The organism is Chromobacterium sp. LK1 (assembly GCF_001043555.1).
GTDB lineage: Bacteria > Pseudomonadota > Gammaproteobacteria > Burkholderiales > Chromobacteriaceae > Chromobacterium > Chromobacterium aquaticum.
Genome location: NZ_LDUI01000016.1, coordinates 23,611 through 36,144, shown reverse-complemented (window position 1 = coordinate 36,144; position 12,534 = coordinate 23,611). Strand labels below are relative to the sequence as shown.

The 12,534-nt window shown below is 65.2% G+C and carries 10 protein-coding genes; 2 read left to right on the top strand and 8 right to left on the bottom strand.

Annotated elements, in window-relative coordinates; all coding sequences use genetic code 11:
* Nucleotides 1-166: 166 nt before the first annotated feature.
* Nucleotides 167-1,804: an ABC-F family ATP-binding cassette domain-containing protein gene (locus VI26_RS07565; protein WP_048409139.1), complete on the bottom strand. Its 1,638-nt coding sequence runs from the start codon at nt 1,802-1,804 to the stop codon at nt 167-169.
* 496 nt (nt 1,805-2,300) lie between these two features.
* Between VI26_RS07565 and folE the strand changes: the two genes are divergently transcribed.
* Both folE and VI26_RS07555 read left to right on the top strand, forming a co-directional pair.
* On the top strand, nt 2,301-2,996 hold the full coding sequence (gene folE / locus VI26_RS07560) for a GTP cyclohydrolase I (RefSeq protein ID WP_048409138.1): 696 nt from the start codon (nt 2,301-2,303) through the stop codon (nt 2,994-2,996).
* A 241-nt stretch (nt 2,997-3,237) separates the two neighbouring features.
* On the top strand, nt 3,238-3,663 hold the full coding sequence (locus VI26_RS07555; RefSeq protein WP_048409137.1) for a BLUF domain-containing protein: 426 nt from the start codon (nt 3,238-3,240) through the stop codon (nt 3,661-3,663).
* Nucleotides 3,664-3,833: 170 nt separating this feature from the next.
* Here the strand turns inward: VI26_RS07555 and VI26_RS23175 are convergent, their stop codons facing one another.
* From VI26_RS23175 to VI26_RS07520, 7 genes are all read right to left on the bottom strand, one after another.
* Nucleotides 3,834-5,051 (bottom strand): MFS transporter, encoded by a 1,218-nt coding sequence (locus tag VI26_RS23175; protein ID WP_053074305.1) that lies wholly within the window; start codon nt 5,049-5,051, stop codon nt 3,834-3,836.
* A gap of 93 nt (nt 5,052-5,144) precedes the next feature.
* Nucleotides 5,145-6,365, bottom strand: coding sequence for an ATP-grasp domain-containing protein (locus VI26_RS07545; protein WP_048409136.1), 1,221 nt, complete (start codon nt 6,363-6,365; stop codon nt 5,145-5,147).
* 46 nt (nt 6,366-6,411) lie between these two features.
* Complete coding sequence (locus VI26_RS07540) at nt 6,412-7,383, bottom strand: cupin-like domain-containing protein (protein WP_197081414.1); 972 nt, start codon at nt 7,381-7,383, stop codon at nt 6,412-6,414.
* 17 nt (nt 7,384-7,400) lie between these two features.
* Nucleotides 7,401-8,111, bottom strand: a complete 711-nt coding sequence (locus VI26_RS07535) for an alpha/beta hydrolase (RefSeq protein ID WP_053074304.1) — start codon at nt 8,109-8,111, stop codon at nt 7,401-7,403.
* A gap of 56 nt (nt 8,112-8,167) precedes the next feature.
* Nucleotides 8,168-8,773 carry a GNAT family N-acetyltransferase gene (locus tag VI26_RS07530; protein WP_048409134.1) on the bottom strand — a complete coding sequence of 202 codons (606 nt, stop codon included), beginning with the start codon at nt 8,771-8,773 and terminating at the stop codon, nt 8,168-8,170.
* A 119-nt stretch (nt 8,774-8,892) separates the two neighbouring features.
* The gene (locus VI26_RS07525) at nt 8,893-10,512 is read right to left on the bottom strand and encodes an AMP-binding protein (RefSeq protein WP_053074303.1); all 1,620 of its coding nucleotides are present in this window, start codon (nt 10,510-10,512) and stop codon (nt 8,893-8,895) included.
* Complete coding sequence (locus tag VI26_RS07520; protein ID WP_048409133.1) at nt 10,509-12,527, bottom strand: class I tRNA ligase family protein; 2,019 nt, start codon at nt 12,525-12,527, stop codon at nt 10,509-10,511. The genes VI26_RS07525 and VI26_RS07520 overlap by 4 nt, the downstream gene beginning before the upstream one ends.
* Nucleotides 12,528-12,534 lie beyond the last annotated feature (7 nt).

Genomic DNA, 12,534 nt, shown 5'->3' with positions numbered 1-12,534 from the left:
GAGATCGTAAACAGGTTCTAAGCCTCTTGGCCGTGGCCGCTTTACAGGGGTTTTGTTGGCCGCTCTAAATCTCCCGCATCAAAAAGCAGCGCCGATTTACACCAACGCTTTAACTATATTCATGCATCTGCCATAGTTCTGTACGTTAAATTACCTACCTCGAACATCAGTCTTTCCCGCCTTGCGGCTCCGCGCCATCCCGCAGCCGCCAGCCTTCGGGGCCCGCTTCCAGCCAGCCGTCCAGTTCCAGCGCATCCAGGAAGGCATCGTCGTGCGACACCACCAACAGCCCGCCGCGATAGCCGCGCAGCATCGCTTCCAATGCTTGCAGGGATGGCAGATCCAGATGGTTGCTGGGTTCGTCCAGCAGCAAGAGCTGCGGTGGCGGGTCGGCATAGAGCGCGCAGGCGAGCGCGGCCTTCAGCCGCTCGCCGCCGCTGAGCTGGTCGCTGGGCCGCGAGGCCTGTTCAGCGTCCAGGCCCAGCTGGGCCAGCAACATGCGCAGCCGGCCTTCCCCGGCGGCGGGATTAACCGCCAGCAGCTGCTCCGCCGCGCCGCGCGCCGGGTCCAGCCCGGCCAGGTTCTGATCCAGATAGGCGCAGACCGCCTGGACGCGGACCTGGCCGGCGCGCGGCGGCAATTGCCCGGCCAGCACCTTGAGCAAGGTGGATTTGCCGCAGCCGTTGGCGCCGATGACGCCGATGCGCCGGCCGGCGCCCAGGCTGAGGCTGATGCGGCGCGTGGCCTGCGGCGCGAACGGCAATTCCACCGCGTCCAGCGTGAACAACGCGCGCGGCGCGGCGCGCTGCTGCGGCACGGTGTGCACGGTGATCTCGGCGGCGCGCTCCACTTGGCCGGCGGCGTCGCGCACCGCCTGCGCCAGGCGTTCGCGCGCGGCATCCTGCTGCTGACGCAGCTTGCCGGCGCTGCCTTCGCTGCGCTCCTGCTGGCGGCCCAGCAGGAGCTTGGCCTGGTTGGCCTCGCGCCGGCCCCGCTCGCCGCTCGCCTGTCTGCGCTCCAGCCGCTCGCGCTGTTCGCGCAATGCCCGTTCTTCGCGCTGGCGTTCATGCTTGCGCTGTTCCAGCAGCGACTGCGCTCGGGCCTGCTGCTGCGCCTTCTGCGCGGCGTAAAAGGCATAAGCGCCGCCGTAGCTGGCCAGGCCTTGCGGCGACAGTTCCACGATGTTGTCCATCTCTGCCAGCAATTGGCGGTCGTGGCTGATCAGCAGCAGGCCGCGCGGCCAGCGCCGCAGCTGTTCGATCAGCGCCAGGCGCTGGGGCCGGTCCAGGTGGTTGCTGGGTTCATCCAGGATCAGGAAATCGGCGCCGGAGAGCATGGCGCCGGAGAGCGCCACCCGGCTGGCCTCGCCGCCACTGAGCGTCTGGGCCGGCGTATCCACGCGCACATGCTCCAGGCCGCTGCGCCGCCATTCGCTTTCCAGCCGCTGCCGGAGGTCCCAGCGCTCGGCCAGCAGTTCGAAATCCCGCGCCTCCACGCTGCCGGCCTCGATGCGCGCCAGCGCGTCCAGCGGCGCTTGCAAGCCGGCCAGGCCGGCGGCGGTGGTCTGCGGCGACGCGGCCACTTGCTGCGCCAGATAATGCACCGGCCCGCTGCGCAGGCAGCGGCCGGCGCTAGCTTGCAGCTGGCCGGCCAGCAGGCGCGCCAGCACGGTCTTGCCCACGCCGTTGCGGCCCACCAGGCCTGTGCGCTGGGCATGGAAGATGAAGTCGAGTTGACTGAACAAGGGCCTGCCGTCCGGCAGGATATAAGACACGCCGTCAAGCGTGAGATGAGGATGCGCCATGCGGTGTTTCCATGAATGCCTGTCTTTCCCCTGCTCGCAGGGGGCTAAGAACATGGCCGTCGCGGGGACGGCGGCATCAATGGCGCATTGGACGAATACCTCGGATAGGAAAACAGGGCGGCCGCGGCCATGCCGCGGACAAGACGCCATATTAGCGCGCGGCAAGCCGCGCGCCAAGCCGGCGGCGCGGGCGAACCCAGTCCAAAAGGACAGCAAGACCGGTAACTGCGCGCACTCGGCATTGACTTTGCATGCCTGCCAAACTAAGGCTTTGCGGCGTCAAGCCCTAGAGCGGTAAGGGTTTCTACTAGGGACAACGGCTGCGGATGCGCTCCGGCGCTTGTGCTAACATGGAGCGTTCCTGTCGCATCGGCCAGGCGCCACTCCGCCGTCCGCTGAACGGCGGCCTCGCCGCCCGCGCCACACATCAAAGGATAGAGCCGCCGGCCCTTGGCGGCGCCAAAATGATAACTAAGCCTCCGAAACTGACAACACAATGAACAAGACCAATACCGTTGACCACCTGCCGGTCTCGCAGCGCATCCGCAGCCGTCTGCAGCAAGCCGGCGCCCGTTTCCACGCCAACGACAATATCGCCGCCCATATCGAGGACGGCGAGCTGGATCTGCTTCAGGCGGAAGTGCAGGACAAGCTGAAAGCCGTGTTGGAAAGCCTGGTCATCGACACCGAGCACGACCACAACACCCAGGACACCGCCAAGCGGGTGGCCAAGATGTTCATCAAGGAAGTGTTCCGCGGCCGTTATGTGCAGATGCCGGCCAGCACCGAGTTTCCCAATGTGGAGCAGTTGAACGAGCTGATGATCGTCGGCCCCATCACCGTGCGCAGCGCCTGCTCCCACCATCTGTGCCCCATCATCGGCCGCGTCTGGGTGGGGGTGATGCCCAATGAGCATTCCAATCTGATTGGCCTGTCCAAGTACGCGCGGCTGATCGACTGGGTGATGACCCGGCCGCAAATCCAGGAGGAGGCGGTGTCGCAGATCGCCAACCTGCTGATGAAGAAGCTGCAGCCGGATGGCCTGGCCATCGTGATGGAAGCGGACCACTTCTGCATGCACTGGCGCGGGGTGAAGGACAGCAATAGCAAGATGACCAATAGCGTGATGCGCGGCTCCTTCCTCAGCGACGCCAATCTGCGCCGCGAATTCCTGTCCTTGATGCATAAATAAGGCCCTCGTCGCCGGCAAGACGGCGCACAACAACTAAGATGAAACGAGGCCGCGCCGGTCTGGCGCGGCCTCTTTGCATCCAAGGATGCGCTCACCGTCGCTTGCGCTGGCGCGAAACCAGGCCAACACCGCTGAAACAATGGAATGCCGGTTCGAGGCATGAGCATTCCGCACGCCGTGCCCTCCAAGCCACGTTTCAGCCAGCGCGACGGACCGTGAACCGATTCTTAAGGGGAGAATCATGCTGGTACGCCTGACCTACTGCAGCCGCGCGCACAAATCCATAGACAACGATCTGGTGGACGACATCATGATCGCCGCGCGCAAATACAATCCGGCCCAGGGCATCACCGGGGTGCTGTGCTACAGCAAGGACGTGTTCGTGCAGTCGCTGGAGGGCGGCCGCGCCGAGGTCAATCTGCTGTACCAGAAACTGGCGCACGACCCGCGCCACCACGCTCTGACGCTGCTGGACTACCAGGAAATCAGCCAGCGCCGCTTCGCCAACTGGAGCATGGCCGAGGTGATGATGGACAAGCTCAACACCTCCTTGCTGCTGCGCTACTCGGCCCAGCCGCGGCTGGATCCGTTCGAGCAGCCCGGCGCCAGCACCGCGCTATTGCTGGAGGCGCTGGCGGAGGCCGGCAGCACCCAGATCCGCCACTGAGAACCTGTTCAAAGTCTGCTGCGCTTCGTGAAAAGCCACCCGGTGAGTACGACTTCAGAATGCTCATGTACCGTATGTACTCCGCTTCTTCAGCCGCAACGCCTTGTCTCGCTCTTGCTCGCAAGACTTTGAGCAGCTTCTGAGCAGCGGTTACGCTCTGCTGCGCGTCGCTAAGCCGCGCCCGCCGCCTGCGCGCGCAGGCCCGCGCTCGAGGTCTGCAGCACATAGGCAATGGCGATGCACAGCAGCGACAGGCCGGCGAGGACCAGCCAGAACTGGCTGGCGTGGCCGTGATTGGCCATCCAGCGGTAGATCGCGACCCCCATGCCTCCGCCCATCGATTCCCCCAGCGCGGTGCTGATGGACAGCACGCTGTAGCCGACCGCGCGGCTTTCCTTGCCGATCAGGGACAGCAGCAGCACATCCATGCTGGGCGCGAACATCATCTCGGCGAAGGTGAACAGCAACACGAAGGCCAGCGCGCCGATATAGCCCGGCAGAATGAAGGGCATGATGAAGGCCAGCGCGAACGTGGCGTAAGAGGAGTGGACAATGCCCAGCGGCTTGCCGCCGCTCCAGCGGTGGGCGTAATGGGTGACCAGCAGTTGCAGTCCGATCACCAAGAGCGCGTTCAATGAATACAACCAGCCCAGCTTGCCGGGCAGCGCCAGCGTTTCCGAGACATAGAGCGCCAGCACATTGAAGAGCTGGCCGTACAGCAGCCAGCAAAAGAAGTTGATCAGCAAGAAGGGCGCGATGCCGGGCAGATAGAGCAGCTTCCAGTAAGCGAGAAAGGACGGCGCGCCGCCGCCGGGGTGTTTCATGCCCAGTTGCTTGAAATTGAGGAAGGTCACGATGCCGGCGATGCAATAGGACACCGCGATGCCGATCAACACCAGCTGGTACTGCCCCTTGGCCACCAGGTACAGGGCCAGCGGCGCCGCCGCCGCCGCCGCGATATTGATGCCGATATAGGTGATGGAAAACAGCTTGGCGCGGTTCTCCATCATGTCGCTGGTCGCCGCGGCCAGTTGCTTGCTCGCCAGCGCGTTGATGGAGATGCCGGTGCCGGACAAGGTCAGCGCACAGGCGGTCAGATAAAAGTCCTTGGCGGCGCACAACAGGACAAAGCCGGCGGCGGCCATCACACAGCCTATCAGCACCGAGCTCGTCGCCGCCATCCGGTCCAGCCACGGCGCCAGCGGTATCTTCGCCGCCTTGGTCGTCAAGGTGAACAGGATGACGAGCATGGCGATCTGCTCGGCGCTGAACGCGGCCTTGCTGAGCGTGACCACCAGGGTGGAGACCAGGCCGTAGTAGCCCAGATAGGTCATGATGTAATGCGCGGTGATATACAGCACACTGCGCCGGACCGGATGCGAGTTCATGCTTGCCTGTCTTTATTTCGGATTAATCCAAGAAACGGTTTACGATCTGCCGCGCGCCGCCCCTGCCCGACAGCCGTGGGCAGGGACTGGCGTTCAGCCGAGGCCGCCGCTCTCCGCGGTCAGCGGCTCCCAGGCCACTTGCACCGCGTCGCGCGCCGCCTCGGCGTTGGCGACGGCCTGCTCTATCGTGTCGCCCACGCACAGCACATAACCCTGGCGGGAGTTGGACGATTTGAGCGTCTCATAGCGCTGGCCGGCTTGCAGCTGACATTCCAGCCGGATCACGCCCGGCGCGCTCTGCGCCCGCTCGATGCCGCGCACGTCAAGGATTCTGGCGTTTTCATAGGAGAAGAAGCGGATGGCGGCGGCCTTGGCCACCGGCTTGCGCTCCGGACGCGGGATATCGGTGAGCACCGCCACGGTTTCGCCGGTGAGGTTGACGCCGCTGACCATTTCACACATTTCCCAGATTTGGTCGCCGCCCACCCGGGTCTGCGATTCGATGATGCGGGGGCCGGACGGGGTCAGGCGGATCTCGGTGTGCGCGGGCCCGGTTTTCTGGCCGATGATGTCCAGGAAACGGCTGACCAGCTCCTTGACCGCAGCTTGCTGCGCCTCGTCCAGCCGCGCCGGCACCTGGTGGCCGAGCTCGATGAAACGCGGCAGCGCCGTGGTTTCCTTTTCGGTGATCATCGCGATCAGATGCTGGCCGTTGATGGAGAGGGATTCGACGCTGAATTCCGGGCCGTGCAGGAATTCCTCCGCCAGGATGGGACCGTCCATCACCTCGCGGGAGCCGTTCCAGCGCGCTTCCAGGTCTTCCTCGGCGTCGACGAAGAACACGCCTTCGCTGAGGCCGCCGGCAAAAGGCTTCAGCACCATGCCCTCGCCCTCCAGCGAGCGGAAGAAACGCTTGGCGTCGTCCACGGTTTGGCATACCTGGTAGCGCACCGGGCTCAGGCCATGGCGGCCGAGCAGTTCGCGCATATCGATTTTGTCGCGGGTATGCAGCACCGCTTCCAGGTTGTCGCCCGGGATGCCGAGATCGATCGCGCATTGCGAGGCCGGGTGCAGGCCGTATTCGGTGAAGGACACCACCGCGTCGAACGGGTCCCTGGCGTGCCAGGCCCGCGCCAGCAGCAGCACCTCCTCCATGTCCTCGTAATCCATCACTGCATAGCGCGTGGCCGCGCGGTACTGCCTTTCGTTGACGCGCGCCAGCGTTTGCATCATCGAATAACGTATGCCCAGTTGATCCAGTTTATCGAGCGTGTGATCCAGTCCTCCGACGACCAGCACGTGCGCTTGCTTCATTTTCATCTCCCATGCAATATCCGCGGCCTGCGTGGCCGGCGCCGAATCAAGGGCGCAGTTTCGACAAATCGATGCCCATGCGCTTGGCCCAGACCCGATTGCGCATCATCACCACATTGAACAGTTCCGGATGGGTGAGCTTGACCTCTTCCGGATTGAGCGCCAGCGCCAGCAATTCCGCCATCCGCTGCCGGATGTGGGCTTGCAGATTGGCCTGGTCCAGGCACTTCCGGCCCAGGCCTATCGAATTGCTCAGCAATTTGATGCGGTGGAACCACAGCGCCGGCAGATACAGCACGTCGCCGGGCTGCAGCGTGCATTGCATCAGCCGGGTGGCCGGGTCCTCGGCCAGCGCGTGCAGATCCGCGTCCCCCGCCGCCGTTTCCGCCAGGTTCGCGTCCGGACCCATGACGATCCAGTGCTTTTCGCCCACCAACTGCACATGCATGACATCGATGGTGTAGGAGTCCTGGTGCAGGCGGGTGACGCCGCCGCGCTGGCCCAGCCACAGCTGGTGGTTGGTGGAAATCACCTCGCCGTACAAGTCGCGGCGGAAGTCGTACTGGGCGATGTCCAGCTCGGGCAGGTCCGCCGCCAGTTCCGGGCGGGAAGCCTTGTAATACCATTCCTGCAGATAGATGGGCTGGGTGTCCGGCCCTTCGTTGTGCTTCATCATCGCGACGAATTCGGCGAAGCTGGCCTGGGCGGAGCGCTGGCTGCTGTAGCTGTTCACCACCACCGGCGTGTCGCCGCAACGCTGGGCCAAGTGCTCGAAGCTCCAGTCGCGCACCGCCGGCCAGTCGGCGGCGTAGCCTTCCAGAATCACCGGCCGCTGTTGATGGCGGTATTCCCGGTCGAATGCCTCCTTGTTCAGGCCCTTGCGGCGCTCTATCAGCGGCGCCTGCCGCAAAGCGTCGGCGACGGGACCGCTGGAGAACGCGTTTTCCACGGTATCGATGCTGGCGACATCGCGCCGCTTCAGGATATTCGCTTCAATCAGAATGGGTGCGTCTTGCATGACTTCCTCCAATAGACTCATTGGCGCGCGCGCGCCTGCAGGATGGTGTCCCGTATCGTCTTCAGCACTTGCGGCCGCAGCGTGTCCTGATGCGGCAGCCAGCGATGGATGAAATGCTCGCAGTCGTCCAGCCAGACGATGTGCTTGCTGCGGGCGTTCCGGGCCGCCGCCAGATAACCGTCCAGCACCGCGGCCGGCACCACTTCATCTTTTCTGGCGCCTATGATCAGCAGATCGCCATCGAAAGCGCTGATGCCGGCATAGGCAGGGGAATCCGCATAGGGACCCGGCCGGGCCAGGCTGCCGTCGAACCGGGACTCGACGGCATCGGCCGGATAGCAGGCCGGGCAGAACAGCACCAGGCAGGCCGGTTTCAGTATCGGCGCCAGCCAGGCGGCGAGATGGCCGCCCATGCTGGTGCCTATCAGGGTCAGCGGCTCGCGCTTGTCCAGATGCTCGGCCGCGGCCAGCACTTCGCCGTAGCGGCGCTGCAGGCAGGACTCCTCCATCACCCCGCTGCTGTCGCCGTTGCCGGAGAACTCGAAGCACACCGAACCCAGGCCGTGTTCGGCCAGGTGGTTCAGCACATAGCGTATGGTATGCCGGTTCGAGGTATGACCCAGTCCATGCAGGGTCAGTATGCTGCTGGCCGCGCCGGCTTCCGGCTGCACGCGGGTGGCGGCCAAGCGCTGCCCATCCGCATTGAAGGTGAAGTCTTCCGCTTTCATGTTCAAACCTCCCGGGAAGGTCGGACCTTCCTGTTCCGATTGCTGGTGACGATGGCTCAAGGCCTGGCCGCGGCGGCCAGTTCCGCGAAGCGCTCGTCGCGGACCCGCTCCCATTCCCGGCGCAGCACGCTGTAATAGATCACATCGCGGCGGCGGCCGCCGGGCATGAAGTTGAAGCTGCGCAGCACCCCTTCCTCCTCCGCGCCTATGCCGGCCAGGCCGGCGCGCGCGCCGGCGTTGAGGATGTCGGTCTTGAACTCCACCCGCTCGCATTCCAGCGTCTCGAACGCGTGCTTGAGCAGCTCGAACTTGACCGCGCGGTTGATGCCGGTGCGGCGCGCGTCCCGGCACAGCCAGGACCAGCCTATTTCCAGCCGCCGCTCGCCCTCGGCCAGATTGCCGTAGGCGGTGCTGCCGACGATGCGATCGGTCCGGCGGTCTATGATGGCGAACACGATGCGCGTGCCGTTGAGGGTGTCCTGTATCGCCTGCTCGATGAAGCGGCTCAGATCGTCCGGCGCCTGGATGCGGGCGACAAAGTATTCCCAGATCTCGGGCTCGAACACGATGCGCTCGAAGGCGGCGTAGTCGTCGATCCGGATCCGGCGCAAGCGCACGCGCTCGTTTTCCAGGGTAAGGTCCTTCAGGTTCCGCCAAGTCATTTCTCGCTCCTCGAATAAGTTTGGGCTGGGTCGCGTCCCAGAGTGTGTTTACGATCTGCGGCGATGCGGCGTTGAAAACGGCTGGTCTCGCTCTTGCTCGCTAGAGCATGAACAGGCTCTCAGACCGAAGGCTGCGTGGCCCGGCCATCCCACATCAGCACCGCGTCCGCGGCAAACGCCGTCGGCGCGCGCGCGTGGCGCGCATAGATGTCCTCCAACTGCGCCGCGTAACGCTGGTGAATCAGCTTGCGCTTGGGCTTGAACTGGGAACTCAGCAAGCCGTTCTCCATCGAAAACGGCTCATCGGCGATCAGCGCCGCCAGGATGCGCTCCTCCGGAAACAGCCGTTGATTCATCGTCTCGATGTGCCGCCGCAGCGCATCGGCCTCCGCATCCGCCGCCGCAGCGGAAAGGATCGCCGTGACGAAGGGCTTGCCGGTGCCGTAGAGCACGCACTCCTGTACGCCCGGGTGCTGGCGCAGCCCCTCCTCTATCGCCCGCACCAGCACATTGCGGCCATTGGTCACCGTCACGATGTCGTCGACGCGGCCGTGGATGTAGAGGAAGCCGTCCTCGTCCAGGTGGCCGACATCCCAGGTCTTGACCTCGGCGCTGGGCAGAAAGCTCTTCTCGTTGATGCCGGGGTCGCACCAGGTATAGCGGCAATTGATCGGGTGACGGCTGGCCACGATCAGGATGCCGTCCTCGTCGAAGCGCACCGCCTTGTTCGGCAGCACCTTGCCCACGCTGCCCAGACGGAAGGCACCCGGATGGTTTTTGGCGACGATGCAGGCTTCATTGCTGCCATAGCCTTCATACAGCGGCACCCCGGCCTCGTTGAAGAATTCCAGGACGGCGCGGCTGGCCGGCGCCGAGCCGGTCCACAGGTAGCGGACGCGGCCGCCGAGCGCGGCCTGGATCTGCGCGCCGCGCGCGGCGGGTTCGCTGTCGCCGTGGCGCTGCCGCAGCCGCGCGCGCAGCTCTTCGTAAAAGCCCGGCACCCCCATCACCACGGTGGGCGGGCTGGCCTGCGCCATGTCCAGCGCGCCGTCCAGATCGGACAGGGCGATATCGTGTCCAAACACCAGCGCCGAGTAGATCCAGTAACGCTGTTGCAGCAGCACCAGGCGCAGGAACACCAGCAGATTGTCGCCGTCGCGGTGCGCGAACATCGCCTGCACCTCATTGATGGAGCTATTGGCGCTGGCGACGGTGGCTTCCAGGCCCTTGGGCGCGCCGGTGCTGCCCGAGGTGAACTTGATCGCGAAGATGTCGGCCGGATCATAAGCGGCGTGCAACGGACGCCAGGCCGCGTCCGCCTCGGCGTTGTCCGCCCAGGCGGCGATGTCGGCGATGTCGAAGCATGGACCTTGGCCGCTGAGGCCTTCGCCGAACAGCGCCTTCAGGCCGTAGATGTCGACGATCTGCCCGGGTTCGTAGCGGCCGGCCTCGAAGCCGGCGCTGACCCCGCCCAGCTTCAGGATGGCGAGATCCAGCAACACGAACTCGATGCGGTTGCGGGACAGGATGCCCACCCGGTCGCGCGGCCGCACGCCCAACGCTTGCAGGCGCACGGCCACGCGCGCCGCCTTGCGGTCCAGTTCGGCCAGGGTCCAACTCCGCAGCGCGCCGTCTTGCTGGAAACGGATCACATGCCGCTCATCGTCGCAGCGGCGCAGCGCTATCGTGTTGATCAGGTCCGCGTCTTCACGCGGCGCACGCAGCAGGGCGTCGCTCATGGCCGCGCCTCCGCCGAACCGTCCTGCCGGCGCAGCGGCGTGAAGAACGCCTGCTCCGCCAAGGCCAGCAGCGTGCCGGCCGGCGTCAGTTCCACCGCTTCCGGCCAACGGTCTACGCGCTCCATGCCCAAGGCCTCGCCCAGGCGCTGAGCAAAGCGCGGCAGCAAGGGGCTGGCGGCCTGCGCCAATAGGCGGGCCGTGGCCAGTTCCAGCGCGATCGCGGTGCGGTATTCATCGCGCAGCGCCGGATTCTGGCTGATACGCTGATTCGATTTGGCGAAACGCAGCGCGCCGGCCACCAGCCCGTCCAGTTCTTCCACCACGCGGTTGAGGGCGAAGCCGTCGGCGCCGTAATGGGTTTTCAGGCTGGCCAGCCGCTGGTTCAGGCTGTCGAGATAGGCGGTGTGCAGCGCGCTCCAGCAACCGGCATCGGGCGCCCGCTGCTGGAACTCGCGCCGCAGGCGCTCGCCCAGGCCGGACAGCCAGGTCTGCCATTGACCCAGCAAGATTTCTTCCACGCAGTCATGGAAGTCGTCCAGCGTGAAATTGCTGCGCTCCTGCTCGCCGCGCGTGCGCGCCAGGTAGTAGCGCACCGCGTCGACGCTGTCCGGGTTCAGAATGTCCTTGCCCCACACCGCGTGCCGGCGGCTGGTGGAAAACTTCAGGCCGTCCAGCAGATAGAACTCGTTTTCGTTGTAATCGATGTCGCACCGCCAGTCCGGAAAGGCCATGCGGTACAAGGCCGGATACAGGATGGAGTGGTAATAGCTGTTGTCATAGCCGAAGAAGTGGACGATCTTCCAGTCCGGCTGCGGCTGGTCCGCCTTCCAGGGCTTGCCCAGCCGGCCGCCCAACTCGGCGATGCCGTGCAGGAAGCCGTAAGCCATTTCCGGCCACACCCAGATCACCTGTTCGCCCTCGACCTCCTCCGCCGGCGGCACGCCCCATTGCGCCGGATGGGTGATGGGCACCCAGTAATCCTTGCGCGCCAGCACCCGCTCCGCCAGTTGCTGCAGCCGCGGCGACACCTTGCCCAGGCGCTGATGCTGCTCCACCGCGTCCTTAAAGGCGGACAGATTGATCATGTAGCGGCGGATGGCGCCGGTGACCGGCGTCGCGTCCGACAAGCGCGAACGCGGCGTGTCCAGATCCACGCAATTGTTCGGCTCGCCGCACTCCTCGCAGATATTGCCGCCGCAGGGCGAGCCGCAACTCGGGCACTTGGCGGAGACGTCCACCTCGTACAGATAGTCGCCGGTCTCGGCGTCGAACAGCGCAGCGTCGGAGCGCAATTGCGCGCCGCCGCGCACCAGGCGCGAGAAGAAATCGCGCAAGCCTTCCGCATAGCCCTCCGCGCGGGTGGTGACGGTGTATTGATCGAGATGGATGTCCATCAGGTCCAGCGTGGACTTGATCGCCGCCGAGTAATGGCTGGCCACTTGTTGCGGACTGCTGTCTTCCTGGCGGGCGCGGCCCACCACATAGCTCTGGTAGTCGTCGCTGCCGGTCAGGTGGTAAGCCTCGTGACCGCTGGCGCGCAGGAAGCGCACATAGACGTCAGCGCCCAGATAGGGGCCGGATAGATGGCCCAGGTGCAAGTCGCCGTTGGGGGTGGGCGGCGTGGAGAACACGAATACCGGACGCTCCCGCAGCCGCGAGGCGCCATTGTCCTGCGCGGCGGCGTCGCGCTTGGCGGCGTCGCGCCAGTAGAAATCGCAGAAGCTCAGCGCTTGCTGGCCAACATTGCGCAGCACGTGCTTCTCGAAAGGTTTGAACAGCACCAGGCTTCCGGCGCGCACCGGCTGGGAATGACCGTCGGCGTCGATCACGCCTTCCCCGCTCAGAATCAGGAAGGCTTCCAGCTCATCGTGCTTGTGCGGCTTGCTTTCCTGGCCCGGCGCGATGACGCCGTAGGCCAGCCGCACGTGTTCCTGCTCGCCCAGGCCGGCAATGGACGCCATATCGATACCGAAAGCGGGCGCCAGCTGCGCCTCCTGCAAGTCAATGATGTGCATGGTCTCA